At 60.2% G+C, this 18,076-nt stretch carries 18 protein-coding genes and 1 tRNA gene; 7 read left to right on the top strand and 12 right to left on the bottom strand.

The features are described 5' to 3' along the window. Positions 1 to 159: 159 nt before the first annotated feature. Both IEV53_RS01380 and IEV53_RS01375 read right to left on the bottom strand, forming a co-directional pair. Positions 160 to 432, bottom strand: a complete 273-nt coding sequence (locus IEV53_RS01380; RefSeq protein WP_229719469.1) for a putative hemolysin — start codon at positions 430 to 432, stop codon at positions 160 to 162. Between the two features lie 60 nt (positions 433 to 492). Then, on the bottom strand, positions 493 to 1,401 hold the full coding sequence (locus IEV53_RS01375) for a methylenetetrahydrofolate reductase (protein WP_188425378.1): 909 nt from the start codon (positions 1,399 to 1,401) through the stop codon (positions 493 to 495). A gap of 719 nt (positions 1,402 to 2,120) precedes the next feature. On the opposite strand from IEV53_RS01375, the gene IEV53_RS01370 reads away from it, so the two are divergent. Continuing rightward, positions 2,121 to 2,912, top strand: a complete 792-nt coding sequence (locus tag IEV53_RS01370; protein WP_188424863.1) for an SDR family NAD(P)-dependent oxidoreductase — start codon at positions 2,121 to 2,123, stop codon at positions 2,910 to 2,912. Between the two features lie 129 nt (positions 2,913 to 3,041). Further along, positions 3,042 to 3,842: an SDR family NAD(P)-dependent oxidoreductase gene (locus tag IEV53_RS01365; RefSeq protein ID WP_188424861.1), complete on the top strand. Its 801-nt coding sequence runs from the start codon at positions 3,042 to 3,044 to the stop codon at positions 3,840 to 3,842. A gap of 120 nt (positions 3,843 to 3,962) precedes the next feature. Here IEV53_RS01365 and IEV53_RS01360 read toward each other — a convergent pair. The 7 genes from IEV53_RS01360 to IEV53_RS01330 all read right to left on the bottom strand — a co-directional run bounded on the left by IEV53_RS01360 (position 3,963) and on the right by IEV53_RS01330 (position 9,388). Beyond that, positions 3,963 to 4,037 (bottom strand) — tRNA-Thr (locus IEV53_RS01360). A 68-nt stretch (positions 4,038 to 4,105) separates the two neighbouring features. Next, the gene (gene dksA, locus IEV53_RS01355) at positions 4,106 to 4,519 is read right to left on the bottom strand and encodes an RNA polymerase-binding protein DksA (RefSeq protein ID WP_188424860.1); all 414 of its coding nucleotides are present in this window, start codon (positions 4,517 to 4,519) and stop codon (positions 4,106 to 4,108) included. A 486-nt stretch (positions 4,520 to 5,005) separates the two neighbouring features. Beyond that, a complete protein-coding gene (locus IEV53_RS01350) occupies positions 5,006 to 5,674 on the bottom strand; it encodes a glutathione S-transferase family protein (protein WP_188424851.1) in 669 nt (222 codons plus the stop codon). Positions 5,675 to 5,680: 6 nt separating this feature from the next. Beyond that, entirely contained in the window at positions 5,681 to 6,745 is a 1,065-nt protein-coding gene (gene mnmA, locus IEV53_RS01345; protein WP_188424849.1) for a tRNA 2-thiouridine(34) synthase MnmA, read from the bottom strand. Positions 6,746 to 6,801: 56 nt separating this feature from the next. Then, positions 6,802 to 7,116: a ferredoxin family 2Fe-2S iron-sulfur cluster binding protein gene (locus IEV53_RS01340; RefSeq protein ID WP_188424847.1), complete on the bottom strand. Its 315-nt coding sequence runs from the start codon at positions 7,114 to 7,116 to the stop codon at positions 6,802 to 6,804. A 23-nt stretch (positions 7,117 to 7,139) separates the two neighbouring features. Beyond that, on the bottom strand, positions 7,140 to 8,288 hold the full coding sequence (locus IEV53_RS01335) for a cysteine desulfurase family protein (RefSeq protein WP_188424845.1): 1,149 nt from the start codon (positions 8,286 to 8,288) through the stop codon (positions 7,140 to 7,142). Next, complete coding sequence (locus tag IEV53_RS01330; protein WP_188424842.1) at positions 8,285 to 9,388, bottom strand: cysteine desulfurase family protein; 1,104 nt, start codon at positions 9,386 to 9,388, stop codon at positions 8,285 to 8,287. Before IEV53_RS01330 ends, IEV53_RS01335 begins: the two co-directional genes overlap by 4 nt. A 457-nt stretch (positions 9,389 to 9,845) precedes the next feature. Here IEV53_RS01330 and IEV53_RS01325 point away from each other — a divergent pair, with 457 nt between their 5' ends. The 5 genes from IEV53_RS01325 (at position 9,846) to IEV53_RS01305 (ending at position 14,402) form a co-directional block, all read left to right on the top strand. After that, positions 9,846 to 10,511 carry an alpha/beta hydrolase gene (locus tag IEV53_RS01325; protein ID WP_025841477.1) on the top strand — a complete coding sequence of 222 codons (666 nt, stop codon included), beginning with the start codon at positions 9,846 to 9,848 and terminating at the stop codon, positions 10,509 to 10,511. A gap of 157 nt (positions 10,512 to 10,668) precedes the next feature. Next, positions 10,669 to 11,925 carry a tyrosine--tRNA ligase gene (gene tyrS, locus IEV53_RS01320; protein WP_188424840.1) on the top strand — a complete coding sequence of 419 codons (1,257 nt, stop codon included), beginning with the start codon at positions 10,669 to 10,671 and terminating at the stop codon, positions 11,923 to 11,925. A gap of 187 nt (positions 11,926 to 12,112) precedes the next feature. Next, positions 12,113 to 12,700 (top strand): hypothetical protein, encoded by a 588-nt coding sequence (locus tag IEV53_RS01315; protein WP_188424838.1) that lies wholly within the window; start codon positions 12,113 to 12,115, stop codon positions 12,698 to 12,700. Beyond that, positions 12,697 to 13,791 (top strand): sensor histidine kinase, encoded by a 1,095-nt coding sequence (locus tag IEV53_RS01310; RefSeq protein ID WP_188424836.1) that lies wholly within the window; start codon positions 12,697 to 12,699, stop codon positions 13,789 to 13,791. The genes IEV53_RS01315 and IEV53_RS01310 overlap by 4 nt, the downstream gene beginning before the upstream one ends. Further along, positions 13,788 to 14,402, top strand: a complete 615-nt coding sequence (locus IEV53_RS01305; RefSeq protein WP_188424834.1) for a response regulator transcription factor — start codon at positions 13,788 to 13,790, stop codon at positions 14,400 to 14,402. Before IEV53_RS01310 ends, IEV53_RS01305 begins: the two co-directional genes overlap by 4 nt. Here the strand turns inward: IEV53_RS01305 and IEV53_RS01300 are convergent, their stop codons facing one another. Genes IEV53_RS01300 through rpe form a run of 3 tightly spaced genes read right to left on the bottom strand, consistent with a single transcriptional unit; the run spans position 14,403 to position 18,069 of the window. Beyond that, a complete protein-coding gene (locus IEV53_RS01300) occupies positions 14,403 to 15,560 on the bottom strand; it encodes a glycosyltransferase family 4 protein (RefSeq protein WP_188424832.1) in 1,158 nt (385 codons plus the stop codon). Then, positions 15,557 to 17,368, bottom strand: coding sequence for a heparinase II/III family protein (locus tag IEV53_RS01295; RefSeq protein WP_188424830.1), 1,812 nt, complete (start codon positions 17,366 to 17,368; stop codon positions 15,557 to 15,559). The genes IEV53_RS01300 and IEV53_RS01295 overlap by 4 nt, the downstream gene beginning before the upstream one ends. A gap of 26 nt (positions 17,369 to 17,394) precedes the next feature. Beyond that, complete coding sequence (rpe, locus tag IEV53_RS01290; RefSeq protein ID WP_188424828.1) at positions 17,395 to 18,069, bottom strand: ribulose-phosphate 3-epimerase; 675 nt, start codon at positions 18,067 to 18,069, stop codon at positions 17,395 to 17,397. Positions 18,070 to 18,076 lie beyond the last annotated feature (7 nt).

Genomic DNA, 18,076 nt, shown 5'->3' with positions numbered 1-18,076 from the left:
TTCCAAGCTTGGAAAGCCCGGGAGCTAAAACATTCACGGCGCGGGAGCGCCTGCCCCCATATCTTTAACGATTGCCGCGCGCTGCTGTTCAACGCCGCTCTTCACATCCTCGGCACTTCACCCGCCAGACCGCCATATGACGGTCTGGAGCGGCAGACTTCATGGCACAGGCGCATGCGCCGCGTGATGACCGGCCCGCCACAACACCCATTCTTCGACAATACGCCCATAAGGGAGGTGACAATAACCGACCTCTCCCTCTTTCTCATGTCTGATCTCAAGCTTGCCACCCTGCTCCTTGCAATAGACCGATGCCGGATTGGCCATACCCGTTCGCTCCTGTCTGGGAGGCTTTCCCCCACACCCGGCAAGGGCAAGACAAACCATCAGCAAGGCCCCGACACTGGTAGCGCGCGTTGAAATGGGGGTCATGATCACGATCTCCTGCCTTGAATTTGCATAATGAGCACTCTGCCACGCGTCGATGACATTTCAGGCATGCGCCTCTTCCACTGCAACCGGAACCCGCCCCAGAAGCGCGCAGAGCGCGATGCTCGGTTCGGCACGGTTGAGGGTATAGAAATGAAAATCGGCCACCCCTTCGCGTTGAAGTTCGAAACACAGTGAAGCGGCAAGCGCCGTGCTGACCATCCCTGTCGTCACGGGGTCTTTATCGAGCCCGACAAAGCGGCTCTCAAGCCAGGGCGGCAGGGTCGTGCCGCATTGCGTGGCAAATTTGCGCGTCTGGGCCATAGTCCCAACAGGCAAAATACCGGGCACGAGGTCAATACCGATACCCGCTGCAGCAACACGGTCGCGCAGACGCAGAAAGGGCTCCGGCTCGAAGAAGAACTGCGTCAGGGCACGTGTCGCGCCAGCTTCCCATTTCCGACGCAGATAAGCGAGATCCTCTTTTTCGCCCCGGCTGTCGGGATGAGGCTCCGGATAGGCCGCAACCGAAATCTCGAAATCATGCGCCTGCTGCAACCCCGCCACCAGTTCTGCTGCATCTCGATACCCCTCGTCGTGAGGGATATAGGCACCTCCATCAGGTACGTCGCCACGCAGCGCCACGATGGAACGTATGCCGTCCTGCCAGAGCGCCTCGGCAACCGCGTCAACCTCGCGGCGCGCTGCCCCGACACAGGTCAGATGCGCGGCAATGGGCGTGGCAACCCGCGCCTGCAGCGCTGACGCAACAACACGGGTGCGCTCCTGAGCCGCGCCGCCAGCGCCATAGGTCATGGACATGAATTCCGGCGTGTAGCGGGCAAGCCTCATAGCGACGTCGATGAGATTTTCAGTAGCCTGACCGGTCTTGGGCGGAAAAAACTCAAAAGAAACCCCGGGAGGACTTCCGGTACTCCGCGCTGCCCAATCCGATATCGGCTCGCTGATCATTCCGGGAATTACGGCGTCTATTTCAGCCATCATACACCTTGCCTGCGAGTCTGTTTGTCAGACCCTGTTTTCTGCTGTTTGCGCGATCCAGAAGCTGCTCAGCAAGCCCGCACCGGCAAGCAGCTTGCCTTCAAGGCTGGGCAGGTAAACGCGAGCGGGAGCGATCGCGACATTTCGTGCCGTCGCACCCCAGCGACTGGCTGTCAGCGACAGAGGGCATCCCCTCCCTCTGCCATCGGCACCGCCGCAAGAGACACTCTCTTTCCGAGAGCGTGTACTTGAAGGACGCCTTGGCCATCTTCCTGTCAGCCATATACGAGGCAGGACAACCCATCCCACCGCTGCCCAGACACCATAGGCCTCCGTTGACAGAGCACGCCCGATCGTCGGACCGTTGGAAGCCTTCCCCGAAAGCATGCTCTTTCTGCCTCTGCATCGCCCGCCGCCCGGGCGTGCCACTGCCCCTAGAAGGCAAATGACTCCCATCCGCTCACCAAGGGGCTCTCCAATGGTGCGTCAGGTAAAATTCGCTGTTTCAGCGCAAAAACACTTTTTGACAGCTCGATCAGGAACGCTTTCTGGCCACCTCACTGTGGCGTGTTCGATGACACTTCATCGTGTTCGCCCTCCCCCCTTTTGCAAAGACGAATATCCCCGTTCAGTCGCAGTCATCCGGTGGGCCGTTTCGGGCCACCTTAGTCTCACAAAGGAGCGATAAGATGGATCTGGACCTGAAAAACAAGGTAGCGGTCGTAACAGGCGGTAGCGTCGGAATTGGTCTGGCTGTGGCCGAGGGCCTGGCCCGTGAGGGCGCCCATATCGTCATGGTTGCCCGCGACAAGGATAGGCTGGAAAGCGCTGCCCGCCAGCTGGCCGAAACCCATGGCGTGCGCTGCCTGCCTATTTCTGCCGATGTCGCAACGGGCGAGGGTGTCGAGAGCGTGGTTCGCCAGATCGACGAGGCCTTTGGTGGCGCGGATATCCTGATCAACAATGCAGGCACCGGCTCGAACGAGACGATCATGGAAGCGCCCGATGACAAATGGCAGTTCTACTGGGAGCTGCATGTGATGGCGGCGGTGCGCCTGGCACGCGGTCTCGTGCCGGGCATGAAAACACGAGGTGGTGGTGCCATCATCCACAACGCCTCGATCTGCGCCGCACAGCCTCTGTGGTACGAGCCGATCTATAACGTCACCAAGGCCGCATTGATGATGTTCTCCAAAACGCTCGCCACCGAAGTGATCAAGGACAATATCCGGGTGAATTGCGTCAATCCGGGCCTGATCCTGACGCCCGACTGGGTAAAGACCGCCAAGCAACTCACAAGCGAGAGCGGCGGCGACTGGGAAGGCTATCTGCAGTCAGTGGCTGACGAACATGCCCCCATCAAGCGCTTCGGCTCACCGGAAGAACTGGCCAATTTCTTTGTCTTCCTGTGCTCGGACAAGGCCTCGTACAGCGTAGGATCGTCCTATTTCGTCGATGGCGGCATGCTCAAGACACTTTGATCCAGGCCGATGCGACCGAAAGGCTTCTGGATAGTTAGCAGATAATGCCCGCCGCCTCCTTGCGGGACGGCGCCGTTTTGCCTGCGCGGGATCGTCGATCTGGTGCAGGCCTCGAAGGAAAAACAATCAATGAGTGATACGAAACGCTTCGCAGGCAAGACCGCCCTTGTGACTGGTGCCGCAGGGAATATCGGCTTGGCCGTTGCCCGACGCCTTGCAAAGGAAGGCAGCCATGTAGTGCTGCTTGATCTCGATCAGGCCAAGCTCGATGACGTTGCCAAGGGCTTTGCCGAGCACGGCGTGAAGGTGAAGACGGTTGTCTGCGATGTCACGAACTACGCCAGCGTCGAAGAAGCCGTGGAATACGCCGAGAAAACGGTCGGACCGATCGATTTCCTGTTCAACAATGCCGGTTATCAGGGAGCCTTCGCGCCGGTTCAGGATTATCCGGTCGAGGATTTCCAGCGCGTCGTGAATATCGATCTCGTGGGGGCCTTTCACGTGTTGCGCGCCGTGTCGCGCCGCATGGTCGAGCGCCGCTCGGGCAGCATCGTGAATACGGCCAGCATGGCTGGCCTGCAGGGTCCGCCCAACATGGCTGCCTATGGCTCATCGAAATTCGGTGTGGTTGGCCTCACGCAGGTAGCCTCGAAGGATCTCGCCCCGCATAATATCCGTGTCAACGGAATTGCCCCTGCCCTGATGGGCCCCGGCTTCATGTGGGACCGCCAGACCGAGCTTCAGGCCGCAACCAACACCCAGTATTTCTCAACCGACCCCGAGAAGGTGAAGGTCGAAATGGTGGCTGGCGTGCCGATGCGTCGCCTTGGCGATATCGAGGAAATTCCTGGAACAGTCGCTTTCCTGCTGAGCGAGGATTCGAGCTATATCACGGGCGTGACCCTGCCGATCTCGGGCGGCATTCTCTGAGCTGACAATGGGTTGTGCCTCGCTCCGGCGAAGCATAACCTGCCGCAAGAAGCACAAACGACAAAAAACAACCTAGCCGACCGGGCTGGTTGTCTGAGTATTTTTTTCTTTCAGGGAAAGTGGTGCTGCTAGCGAGGATTGAACTCGCGACCTCTCCCTTACCAAGGGAGTGCTCTACCACTGAGCTACAGCAGCAACTGGAGCGCTTCGTAGCTTCTCAGCCCGAAAGCTGCAAGCCCCGAAAGCGCTTTTTTTCAAAAGAATCAGTCGTCGCGGTGAATTTTTTCCATACGCTCATGACGCTCCTGCGCTTCAATCGTCATGGTCGCGATGGGACGTGCTTCAAGGCGCTTCAGGCCGATGGGCTCGCCGGTTTCCTCACAATAGCCGTAAGACCCGTTCTCGACGCGCTGAAGGGCCAGATTGATCTTGCCGATCAGCTTGCGGGCGCGGTCCCGGGTGCGCAGCTCAAGGGCGCGATCGGTTTCGACGCTCGCACGGTCGGTCACATCGGCTTCATGAATGCCGCCTTCGGAAAGACTGGCAAGCGTCAGATTGGCTTCCTTGAGCAGATCATTGCGCCAGCGGAGCAACTTCTGTTTAAAGAACTCCACATGAAGCGGATTCATGAATTCTTCTTCGTCAGAGGGCCGATAATCCGGTGGGAGCGTGATCATGCACGTCTGTCCTTAACGCAAGTCGCTTGGGCCGCGCCGCCCCGCATTGCCTTCTGGATGGGAACTTGGGCCGAACCCGTATCCTGAGCATGTCGGCATGGCTCGTTTGGCGCGGCTTATAACTGGACGCGCAACGTTCGCCAAGTCTGAATTGAAAAAATAGCGCTCGCCGACCCTGACTGAATAAAGAATTTCCGCCAACAAGCGAGTGAAATAAAAATATCATATAAATTTCGAGCAGGCTTTATTTCTCGACGAAATAATAATCCCACATCGTAACCGGCAAGTCTCTGTTGCCCACACAACAGAATGCTGACAACCGCAGTTTATTGATCTGATTTTCACGATACTGGATGAAGGACCATAAAGCCCTGATCTGGCAATACCGTAATTCCAGACCGGTCGGTCGAGGGGAGAAACGATGACCCCGCTCCTCCCGGTCAGACACAACGGAAACCCGGGAACTACCCCGGGTTCCGCAAAGTCTCAGGCAATACTTTCATAGCGGTCGAGCTGCCATTCAACGGGCTCAAGCGCGGCAAGGCGCTGCCATTCCTGCATCAGAGGGTGATCGAGCACGGCGGTGCGATACGCATCGGCAACGGGTGACAGCACGATCCCGTAGGAGGTGAAGCGCGATACGACCGGCGCAAACATGATGTCGGCATTGGTGAAATCGGCCCCGAACAGATACGGGCCGGAAGCGCCGAATTGTCCACGCGTTACGCTCCACAGACGGTCGATTGTCTCGATATCACGCTGCGCCTCATCCGGCATGACAGCCAGCACACGCCCTTCGCGGCCGAGATTCATGGGCAGGGCCTGACGTAAGGCCCTGAAACCAGCATGCATCTCAGAGGCAATGCTGCGTGCCGCCGCACGGGCCACGCGTTCGCTCGGCCAGAGTGAAGGCGCGATTTCAGCACAATATTCGCAGATCGCAAGGCTTTCCCAGATCTTCGCACCCCGATGTTCGAGATAGGGTACCAGGGCATTGGGCGAGATGGCATGGATCTCGCTCGTCTGCCCGGCGCCGCGCAGGGCAATCACCTCATCGGGCACATCCAGCCCGGCACAACGCACCGCCAGCCAGCCACGGAGAGACCAGGAAGAATAGCGGCGCGTACCGATGACGAGACGATCCAAGGCAGACACTTCCTCTCAGGAAAGAATGAAGCCCCCGCCCAGCACCCTGCTCCCCTGATAGAGCACGCAGGCCTGACCCGGCGCGGGCATGGCGGGCTCATCCAACACCACCTTTGCGCCATCGGCAAGCGGATAGACCCAAGCCTCACGCGAGACTTCACGCGCCCTGATCTGCACATGACAGCGCACGCCCTCGAGCAGCGGCTCGATCAGCCAGTTCATGTCACGCAGCGCGAACTCGATGCGACCAGCACTTTCCTTGGGCCCGACGATGATACGACGTGTCGTGGCGTCGATGCGCTTCACGATCTGGCGCCGCCCATCCTTGGTATGGATATCGCCCAGACGCTTGCTCTGCCCGACCGTGTAGCGGGCGATGCCCTCATGCTGGCCAAGCACGCGCCCGGTCTCATCGACAATCTCGCCTGCACCATTGGTCTCGGGGCGCAGCTTCTCGACCACCGACGCATAGGTGCCTGAGGGCACGAAGCAGATATCCTGACTGTCGGGCTTGGCTGCAATGGCCAGACCGAATTCCTGCGCTTTCTGACGCACCGCTTCCTTGTTGGGCATATCGCCAAGCGGGAAGCGAAGATAATCAAGCTGATCCTGCGTGGTCGCAAACAGAAACCATGACTGGTCGCGTGACAGATCGGCCGGGCGATGCAGTTCTGCGCGCCCTTCGCCCTCGACACGACGCACATAATGGCCGGTTGCCATGGCCTCGCAGCCCAGATCGCGCGCCATGCTGAGCAGATCGGTAAATTTCACACCCTGGTTGCAGGCAACGCAGGGTACAGGGGTCTCGCCACGCGCATAGCTGTCAGCAAAGCTCGCCATCACACTGCTGCGGAAACGCTCTTCGGCATCGATCACATAATGCGGGATGTCGAGCCTGTCTGCTACGGCGCGTGCGTCGAGGATATCGCGCCCCGCACAGCAGGCGCCCGGCTTCGAGACGGCCTGTCCGTGATCGTAAAGCTGCAGCGTGGCGCCAATGACCTCATGCCCCTCCTGTTTCAGGGTCGCGGCCACAACAGAACTGTCCACGCCTCCCGACATGGCAACTAGGATACGCATGAGATCTCTCTATTGTCTGAAAAAGGGGCGAACCCCGATATGGGATCCGCCAGTACTCAGGACGCCTTGGGCAGACGCACGACCAGACCGTCCAGCGCTTCCGTCATAACGATCTGGCAGCCCAGACGGGAAGTCTTTTCGAGCCCGAAAGCCAGATCGAGCATGTCTTCTTCGTCATCCGTCGGCGCAGAGAGCTTGTCTGCCCATTCCGGATCGACCACCACGTGACAGGTAGCGCAGGCCAGCGAGCCTTCGCAGGCGCCTTCGAGTTCGATATCGTGCTTATGCGCGATTTCGAGCACGGACAGGCCGATAGGGGCATCGACTTCCTTGCGGCTGCCGTCCTGCTCGACGAAAATCATATGAGGCATGTTCTTGTCACCCTGCTTCTTCGTTACGAGGCACGACGGGCCTCGCGTGCCGCCAACCCGAATTCCTCGAGGGCCTGCACGATCTCGGGCGTGGAGGTAAAGCGTCCGACCGACAGACGCAAGCATCGTGCAGCGTCTTTTGCATCCAGCCCCATGGCGGTCAGCACATAAGACGGCGTGATCTCGGCCGAACTGCACGCCGAGCCCGTTGAAAGGGCGATATCAGGCAACGCCGCCATGATGTCACGCGCTGCATAGCCGGGCGGAAACATCAGATTGAGCGCCCCTGCTATGCGCCGCGCCTGAGCACCATTCACCACGAGGCCGGGAAAGAGGCGCTCGAGCCCCTCGAGCAATTGCGCGCGCAGGCCTTCAAGCCGTGGCGCTTCCCCAGACAGGGCTTTCTGGGCCAGCCGGGCTGCCTCACCAAACCCTACGATCAACGGCGTTGGCAGTGTTCCGGAACGAAGGCCACGCTCCTGACCACCGCCAGAAAAAAGCGGCTGCAAGCGCGTGCGTGGCTTATGTCTGACATAAAGCGCGCCAATGCCTTTCGGCCCGTAGAATTTATGAGCCGAAAGCGACATCAGATCGCTCGACGCACAGGTGAGGCTCATTTTCCCGGCAGCCTGGGCTGCGTCGGTATGAAACAGCGCCCCAGCCTGACGGGTCAGGGCCGAGAGGGTTTCGATATTCTGAATAACGCCGGTCTCGTTATTGACGCTCATGATACTGACAAGCGCCGTCGGCACCTCGAGCGCCACAGAGAGATCCCGTGCGCTCACGAGCCCGTCACGACAGACAGGCAGGATGACCGGCTCGAAACCCTCTGCAGCAAGATCTCGCACGGATTCGAGCACGCATTTATGTTCAGTGGCTACCGTGATCAGCCGCCGGCGTTCGCTTCCCTGACGTGCGAGATGGCGCGCGGCCCCCTTGATAGCGAGATTATTGGCCTCGGTCGCTCCGGAGGTGAAGACAATCTCTCTCGGTGTGGCCCCGATCAGCGACGCCACGGCCGCACGGGCGTTTTCAACCGCCTCGGCAGCCAGATCACCCGCCTTGTGGCCCTCGCTATGCGGGTTCCCGTAATGCTCACTGAACCAAGGCAACATCGCCGATACCACTTCCGGGTCGCAGCGCGTCGTGGCCTGATTATCGAGATAGATCATGCCGCTTTTTTCCCCAGACGGCCCGCCATGTCCCGATAGGCCAGAATAAACCCGTCAATCTGGCTTTCTGTCGCATTCCAGGGAAGCGATACCCTTATGGCACAGGCGGCATCGTCATCCAGCCCCATGGCCTGAAGCACGTGAGAAGCCGTTACCTTGCCGGACGAGCACGCCGAGCCGGTCGAGACCGCATAGCCTGCCAGATCGAGCATCATGAGCTGCGTCTGGGCCGAAACACCGTGCAAAATCAGCGATGTCGTATTGGGCAGGCGCGGGCGGTCGCCCCCTCCGGTTATTATCGCCCCGCAGGATAATGCCGCCTCATCGACACGGTCGCGCAAGGCGGCAATAGGCGCCCAGTCCTGCGCTGCAGCCAGTTCGAAAGCAGCGGCCATTGAGGCAATGGCTGGCAGGGCCTGTGTGCCACCACGCCGCCCCCGTTCCTGTCCGCCACCACGCAGCATGGGCGCAACATGTCCCTCGGCGCCGAGAACAAGAGCCCCTGCGCCCTTGATGCCTCCCGCCTTGTGTCCGGAAATGGCGAGGCTGGTCAGCCCCTCGACCGTCAATCTTGCCTCGCCTTCGACATGGCGCCCCGCCAATTGCACGGCATCGACATGAAGCAGCGCGCCATATCGCGTGCACAACATCCTGACGGTCTCGATGGGGTGCAGGATACCCGTCTCATTATTGGCAGCCATGGCGCAGACAAGTGCCGGACCACCGCGCTGGAGCGCCGTCTCGAGCGCTTGGAGGCACAAACTGCCATCGGACAATACTGGCAGAACTTCATGATCGGGCGAGGCCATGCGCACAGCATCATGCTCGGTTGCGCCGATCAGCAGACGCCTGCCCTCACCGAAAGCATGAATTGCCAGTGCATTGGCCTCGGTACCGCCAGAGGTGAAAACCACCTGTTCCGGCCCGGCATTCCAGAAACGGCCAATCGTTTCCCTGGCAGCTTCCAGCAGGCGGCGCGCCTCACGGCCCGGCCCATGTACCGATGAGGGATTACCTGTAAGGCGCACAGCATCCAGCATGGCTGCCATGGCGCCATCTCGCAGAATTTCGGTAGCATTCGCGTCAAGATAAACCGTCATGCGCCTATAAATCGGTTTGGGCCGAACAAGTGCAAGTCAAAACCTCACGCAGGTGAAATCGCGCCCTTTGACGATTTCTGTGGAATTTTACCCTACAGCCTCGTTATACACTGCGCCAATGATGGCGTGGCGGTCGTTTGCGGTGGGCGTTTTACCCCCCGGAAAATGCCCGCGCCGCGTCAGGGAATATCGGCCTGGTATTCTCTCACCGTCGAGGAGCTTGTCCATGTGCGTTTCAACGCCTGTCGAATCCCTTCGTGGCTTTCACCCTCGACCAGCCGTTCACACGGTACAGTACGGCTGACGCTTCCGCGCCGTTCATCATGAACCGCTTCGCAGAGGGTCTTTTGCCCCTTCTTGTGCAAGCCTCGCGCGATCAGGTTCATTTCTCACAATAAAAACACATCCCTCTGCCGGCTTCAAATCGCGGGCAAGAGGTCAATTCGGAAGCATTTTGATGCCTGAAGTCATGTTCGCCGGCCCTGATGGCCGGTTGGAGGGTCGCTACCACCATTCTGACGAGCCGAATGCGCCGCTCGCACTGGTTCTGCATCCACATCCGCTTCACGGCGGCACCATGAACAACCGCATCACCTACACGATGTATCGGTCGTTCGAGAAAATGGGTTTTTCGGTCATGCGCTACAACTCGCGCGGCGTAGGCCGTTCGCAGGGGCGCTATGATGGCGGGATCGGCGAAATTTCAGATGCCGCCGCTGCTCTCGACTGGATGCAGATGGTCAATCCCAATTCCAGCGAGCTCTGGATTGCGGGTTATTCCTTCGGCGCCTTCGTGGGCATGCAGCTTCTGATGCGTCGTCCGGAAATCAGCGGCTGGATCAGCGTTGCGCCTCCGGCCAATGACTATGATTTCGGCTTTCTGGCGCCCTGCCCCTGCGGCGGGCTGATGATCGCGGGCGACAAGGATGACATGGCCCCCGAGCCAGGCATTCGCAAGCTGGTCGACAAGCTGAACACCCAGAAGAATGTCGAGGTCGATTATCGCATCTTCGAGGGCGCCAACCATATCTTCGCAAGCGAAGCCGAAAAAGTTGCGTCTGCGCTCGAAGACCATGTGACGGTGATGCGCAACCGCCGTGTCCTGGCGATTGCCGCAGACTGATCTGTGCCAGTGGTGCAGATATTTCAAAAGGCGGGGGCTTTCCCCGCCTTTTTTATTGAGGTTTCGCACCGCTTTATGGTGGTCACGGTCGGCTTTGCGCTCTTTTCATGCTACGACCCCCAGCCTCAACCCGCCTCATGATAGTGGATAGACCGATATGGCAGAGCACGCGCTGAAAAGTCCTTTTCTGAAAGAGGCTGACGCTCGGGGCTATATTTTCCAATGCACCGACCTTGCCGCTCTTGATGACGCCCTGTGCGCTGGTCCGGTCACAGGCTATATCGGTTTTGACCCGACAGCCGACTCGCTTCATGTTGGCAACGCCCTCTCCATCATGATGCTGCGCCTGATGCAGCGCCACGGCCATCGCCCTATTGCCCTGATGGGCGGCGGCACGGCCAAGATCGGCGATCCGTCCTTTCGCGACGAAGCACGCGCCCTGATGAGCCCCGAAAAGCTCGCGCATAATCTGGCTGGCATCGAGGTCAGTCTGCGCCAGTTTCTGAGCTTCGGATCGGGCCCCAGCGATGCGATGCTGGCCAATAATGCCGAATGGCTCGACCGCCTCTCCTATATCGAGCTGCTACAGGATGTTGGGGTACATTTCTCGATCAGCCGCATGCTCTCCTTTGAAAGCGTCAGGCAGCGCCTCGACCGCGAACAGGGCCTGACCTTTCTCGAATTCAACTATTCGATCCTGCAATCCTATGATTTCCGCGAGTTGAACCGTCGTCATGGCGCAGTTTTGCAAATGGGCGGCTCTGATCAATGGGGCAATATCGTTGCCGGTATCGATCTGGCACGCCGCACGGATTCCAAACAGGTCTTTGGTCTGACGACGCCGCTGGTCACCACGTCATCCGGCGCCAAAATGGGCAAATCGGCCAATGGCGCGACCTGGGTAAGCGCGGAAAAGCTTCCAGTGTTCGAGTACTGGCAGTTCTGGCGCAACACAGAAGACGCCGATGTCGGGCGCTTCCTCAAATTCTTCACGGATCTGCCGGTTGAGGAATGCGAGCGCCTTGGCGCCCTGGAAGGGGCTGCGATCAACGAAGCCAAGAAAATCCTGGCCACGGAAGCAACGGCAATCTGCCACGGGCGCGAAGCCGCTCTTGCAGCGGCAGAAACGGCGCGTCAGGCTTTCGAGGCAGGCGGTCTGGCGACCGATCTGCCCTCGCGCGATCTGCCAAAAGCCGATCTGGAAGCAGGAATTCCGGCTTTCCGCCTCTTTGGTGAGTCTGGCCTGGTCGCGACAAACAGCGAAGCACGACGACTGATCCGTGGTGGCGGCGCACGCCTGAACGACGAGCCCATACAGGATGAGAACCGCGTCATCACCTCTGATGATCTGGTTGAGGGCGTTCTCAAGCTTTCTTCCGGCAAGAAGCGCCATCTTCTGCTGCGGCCGGTCTGACGCCTACCCGCAAGGTCCGGCCTATATAGGTAACACGCTGTTTTCGCGCCCGTTTGGGTTGCTGCCACAGCGCATGAACCTCCTGTCATGCTGCGTCACGCCACGGCGGTGACGCAGCACACTATTGCCGAATCGAAACTTCTCCCATGATCGCCTGCGTGACACGACGATCATGGGAGACCGAAAAATGGGTGCCTTCTTCAAACGCCCGCGATACTGGCGCTATGCCCTGACCGATCTGGGCGGGCTTGCCTTTGCTGCCGCCTGGGGGATGCGGGGCCTTGCTGTGCTGCATTGGCCTCTATGGATATGTGCCACCCTTCTTGCCGCCATCACCCTTCCTCTTGCCTGGGGGTTTCTCACACGCGATCTCGGTCGGCCAGAATTTATCATTGATCGTGTTCTTGCGGCCCGCACCAGGCGCGCGCGTGTCATACTGCTGATGACCGCGGGAACAGTGTTATCGATTTTGCATAGACCCGATCTCATGCTGCTCGTCGCGGGTCTCGTAATCGGAGCCTCCTACCTGCCATTGGGGCGGGCCATGAAAGAACCTGTTCATATCGGTACAGGCCTCGCCATTCTGCTCGTCACACTTTTTTCTCTGGCGCTCCCTCAGCCCTGGCACATGCTGGTTGCCGGACTCGGTACCGCGACATCCTGCTGGCTGGGCGCTGTACTGCGTCTCATGAACAGCCTCCCGCCCCGAGCGGTTCGGGATACAGCGCCTGAGCCCGTCCGCACAGGCGCACATGACGTACAGGTGCTTTCATGAGCGAGACGCAAGGCCTTACCCGTGCCGCGCTGGTTCGTCGCTTCAGCTTCGCCTTCTATCTTCTGCTTTATCCCCTGCCCTGGCTCGCACGGGGCACGACACCGCTCGCTGTCATCGCTTTTCTTTGCGGCGCCGGGCTCTTTCTGGTCCTGCCTTTCCTGCCGGGGCGCTTTGCTCTCACGGTTGGTCTGCGGGCTGGTGTCTATGCCCTGATCGGCACAGCGCTCATTCCATTCGGGGGATATTGGGGAATCTTCTTTATCTCAGCAGCCGCTACCTGCGGAGCCATACGCTCGCGTGTTTCCCGTTTTTGCGCCCTCGCCCCCATTCTTGCCGCTTATGGCTTCCTGAGCTGGCGTTTTGATGAGGGACTGATCGGCAGTCTGATCACTCTCATCGTGGCGCTTGGCGTTCTGACCACGACCAGACTATCGATGGATCTCCATAGACAGAACGAGGCTCTGGCGGCCGCGCAGGAGGAGATCAGGGCGCTGACACTCATGACAGAACGCGAGCGTTTCGCCCGTGATCTGCACGATACGCTCGGACACTCCCTGACCCTGATTGCCCTCAAGGCAGACCTCGCCCTGCGTTACCTCCCGGATAATCCGCAGGGGGCCGCCTGCGAACTCCATGAAATCGGCGAGAAAACGCGTCAGGCGCTTGCCGAGACGAGGCTCGCTGTCTCGGCCATACGCCTCACCAGCCTGAAGCAGGAACTGGCCGACGGCTGTCTTGCGCTCAAGGACGCTGGCATTTCTGTCGCCGTGAACGGTGACACCACATTGATGCCTCCTCGCTCGGAAGCGGTGCTGATCATGGTGCTGCGCGAAGCCTTGACCAATATCCTGCGCCATGCCGGGGCAGAGACATGCAGCATCACCTTCCGGCGCAATGCCCGCGATCAGGCAGAACTCGAAATACGCGACACCCGTTCGCGAAAGCTCGGAGAGGAAATCACCCTTTCATTCCGGGAGGGGAATGGTATAATGGGCATGCGTGCGCGCCTGGTCGAGCTTGATGGCAGCCTTGTCATCACCCCTCAACGCGATGGAACGACGCTCCTTGTCACGCTAGGGAATGCTCCATGAGACAGAAGCTGCGGCTTGTTCTGGCTGAAGATCAGGTCATGCTTCTGGAGGCCTTCGCCTCTATGCTCTCCCTGGAACCCGATTTCGAGATCGTCGGCAAAGCCACCAACGGGCGCGACGCACTCGCGCTTGTGCAGACACTCCGCCCGGATATTCTTCTCACCGATATCGAAATGCCTGAACTCGGCGGCATCGAACTGGCGGAAAAGCTTTATACAACCAAGGCGCATACAGTCGTTGTGATCGTCACCACCTTCGCGCGTGCAGGCTATATGAAGCGGGCGCTCAATGCAGGTGTCAGAGGCTATCTCCTGAAAGATGCGCCTCTTGCCCAGCTTGCCGAAGCCTTGCGCAATGTCGGCCGCGGCGGGCGGGCCATAGACCCCACCCTCGCGCAACAGGTCTGGGACGCGGCCCATGATCCGCTCAATTCCCGCGATCGGGCCATTCTACGACTGGTCGAGTCAGGGCGTTCGAGCGAACAGATTGCAACGCTGTTCGACCTGTCGCCCGGCACACTTCGCAACTGCTTTTCAGACATCATCCAGAAGATCGGGGCCAGAAACCGTGTCGAGGCCAGCCGCATCGCCCGCCAGAATGGCTGGCTCTGATCAGCTCAGAATGGCAACCACGCGCTCAAGCACGCGCTTCTGGCCATAGAGAGCGACAGCACGCGCACGGGCTGCCTCCCCCATCGCCTGACGGCGCGACGGATCGCGAACCAGCTCCGTCAAGGCCTCTGACAGAGGCGCGGCGAGACCCGGCGGCACGAGAAGCCCGGACTCTCCCGACACAATCTGTTCGGCAGGGCCACGAATATCGGTTGCCACAACAGGCAGGCCGGTCAGCATGGCCTCAATGACCGACATCGGCAGCCCCTCGAAATGGCTTGGCAGGGTAAAGATATCGGCAGCCGCCAGCACGCGCTGCGTATCGTCGCGATAGCCCAGCAATTTGAGACGGGACCCCAGAATTTCCGTCGCACGCGCGAATTCCTGCCCCATCATGTCTCCATGATCTGAAGGCAGACGCTCACCGACGATCACGAGCACGGCGTCAGGAACGCTCTCCATGGCGCGCAGCAATTCAGGGTAGCCTTTGTGCCGAACGATACGCGACACGGCGATGATCACGACCTGATCGTCACCCAGACCGAGGGCCTGACGTATCTCCGCGCGCGCCTGGGCATCTGGCCTGTAGCGCGCCGGATCGCGCCCATTGCCAATGCCTTGCGCCCCGCGATGAATATACAGCCTTCGTGCGTCGCGCGCCTCTGCATGCGAGACGGTCATGTAGCGATCGGTAATCTGCCCGGCGGCCCATTCGAGAACAAAAGAAAGGGCGCGACGCTTGAAGGAGCCTGGCTGATTGAACAGAAAGCCGTGGCAGGTATAGGCGATGCAGGGGACGCCGCACCACCACGCCGCCACACGCGCCAGCAGCCCGCTGATGGGCATATGGCCATGAACGAGATCCGGCTGCATGCGCCGGATCAGCCGGATCAGGGCCCGAAGCGCCCGGAACTGGGCAATGGGTGAGTAGGAACGCGCCATTGGCAGCGCATGCACCACGAACCCGTCCTCACGCAGTGTCGCAAGATGCGGCCCGTCTGCACAGCCACCTTCCACATGATGCCCGGCGTCACGCAGCGCCTGCATGAGTGGATGCAGAAACTGCTTCATGGCAAAATCGACATTCGCGATTTCGAGAATGCGTTTGCTGCCCTCTCCCCCGGCACGGCTCGGAGCCCGCTTGCGGCGCCAGATCATTCCGGTACGCGCTCCATGACCCATTGCACAACCTGCCTTGCAGGTAGAGGCTCGTTCCTGTGAGGGAGCTCCGGCAATGCAGGCGCGCTGGCAGTCGTCGGAGACTGCGTATCCGCAGTCGCACCCGCGCCGGCTTCGCCTGGCTCTCCCGGCTGGGAGGAAGGCATTGTTTCGCCCTCAGGAGCCCCTTCGGTCTCCTTGGGCTCCTGCGAAGTCGATGTTGTCACTGCATCGCTACCGGTCGACACTGCCGTCACCTCGGCCGCCGGCGGACGAATGACGATCTGATGGCTTGCTACCGGCTTTTCACCCCCTGCATAGACACTCCGTTCCAGAGAGAGCACGCCCCCCTCCTGCCGGAAGCGCCAGATCATCCCGCCTGCATGCATCAGCACTTCGTCCCCATCAGGGGCGAGTTCGGCCTGAACCGAGGGGTGGAGATGAAAGCGCAGGGCAAAGGCCACCCGGCGTTCGCCATCGACACATTCCTCGCCACGAAGATCCTCTCCTGTAGGGCCGAGATAGAGCCGACGACGCCAGCTGGCGCCGAAACCGGGATACCAGCCATCATGCTGACCATCGACCCAGTGCGCACCATCCTGGCTTTGATGGGTAAGCGTTACATGGGCGGGGCGACGGGCGATCGTGCCCGCCGGGGTAAAGTCGCAGCAGGAGGTTTCCTCAACCACCAGCGAGCTATGCGCAGCCGTCTCGCGCAGCGCCTGTTTCCACATCCCGGTCGAAGCGGCACCACAATTGACGAAAAGACGCTGTCTGCCATGCGAGAACTCCAGCGCAAGCGGCGCCGCATGGGCATTGCCGTCATGGGGGGCGCCTGCAGGAGGCGCGCCATCGACGAACAGGAGCGCCTTGCCTACTGAAATACGCCAGAACCCGCCATCAGGCATGGATGACGCCAGAAGACGCTGACGTGCCCCGTACTGGATGATCCGGTCTATCTGACGGTCATCCTGCTCCTTGCTGCCGTGAAACAACGCCAGACTGCCATCGCCATGACGCAGGGCTCGCAGAACCGGGCAGATACGGGCGAGCGCGTTCTGTACTTTCTCAGAGGGTGACAGCTGCGCCATACGCATGAACACGCTGATTTCGGCAAGCTCGCGCGCGGCTTCCATCTGCGCCTGCGGACTCCGTTCGCGCAGCGTCCCATCGGGCAGCGTCAGACGATCCAGTTCCTGATCGAGATAACGGTGAAAGCGGTGCAGAAACCCGGTCTGCGACGGGATCGCCACCGCAACAGCAAGCAGCCCCTTGAGAGCGGTCAGGTTGCGCCATCCCTGCTCGGCCAGAGGCAGCATGATGGAAATCAGGCGTCCCTCGACCAGAAGGCGATCCATCACTTTCTGACGGAAAGCCTCGCTTGCGGAAGATGCAAAGAAATCGAAATGACCGAGCCAGGAGGCCAGTCGCGCCCCTGTTGCAGGGGCATTGAGCACCAGCGGGTCGATGGGTGGCTGATCGAGCCAGCTGCCGACGATCGAGCGGGCATAGAGACGGGCTTCGTCGCTGCCGAGTGCGCGCAGATCGCGCAGCCAGGTGAAGCCCTGAAGCCATTCGCGTGTGACAGGGGCCAGATCGGCATATTCCCAGTCATGCGCACGCAGGGGAATGTTGCGGCCTTCGAAACGGGCCGCACCGCTCACCAGCAGCGCACCATGGTCAGGATTGCCCGGCCAGATATCGCGTATCGCATGAACGGGACGATCGGGCGCACGGGCGATGCCCGGCACGCTCGATGGAAGCCGGGCTAATGAAAGACGAGCTTCACGCGCCCAGCGTCCGAACATGCCGGTAGGTTCCCTCGGTCAGAAGATCAGGACAGGCTCCCCGCCTGTCTCAAAGAGTTGATTGCAGCAGCATAATCATCCTGACCGTAGATGGAAGTCCCTGCGACCATCATATCGGCACCGGCGCCCGTTGCGAGCGACGCCGTGGTAAGGTCGATCCCCCCATCCACGCCGATGCGGATATCACGGCCCGTCGCATCGGCCATCTGGCGCAGCTTGCGGATCTTGGGCACCTGGCTCTCGAGGAATTTCTGCCCGCCAAAGCCCGGATTGACCGTCATCACCAGAATGATGTCGACCAGATCGAGCACATATTCGAGCGCCTCGGGCGGCGTGCCGGGGCAGATGGCAATGCCCGGCTTCTTGCCGAGCGCACGGATATGCTGAAGCGTGCGATGCACATGCGGATTGTTTTCCACATGAACATGGATATGGTCTGCCCCGGCCTTGGCAAAGGCCTCGATGAACGCATCGGCGGGCTCGATCATGAGATGCACGTCGAAGGGCTTGTCCGTTCGGTTGCGCAGGGCGGCAACCATGCCGGGGCCGAAGGTCATGTTCGGTACGAAATGCCCATCCATGACATCGAGATGCAGCCAGTCGGCCCCATCACGCACCACGGCCTCGACCTCTGCACCCATACACGCAAAATCGGCACTGAGAATGCTCGGGGCAATCAGGGGGGTTTTCAGCTGGGGCATTATCCTA

The sequence above is a fragment of the Asaia siamensis genome (genome assembly GCF_014635085.1).
GTDB lineage: Bacteria > Pseudomonadota > Alphaproteobacteria > Acetobacterales > Acetobacteraceae > Asaia > Asaia siamensis.
The sequence above is the reverse complement of the archived record's forward strand: the minus strand, read 5'-3'. Positions and strand labels throughout refer to the sequence as shown.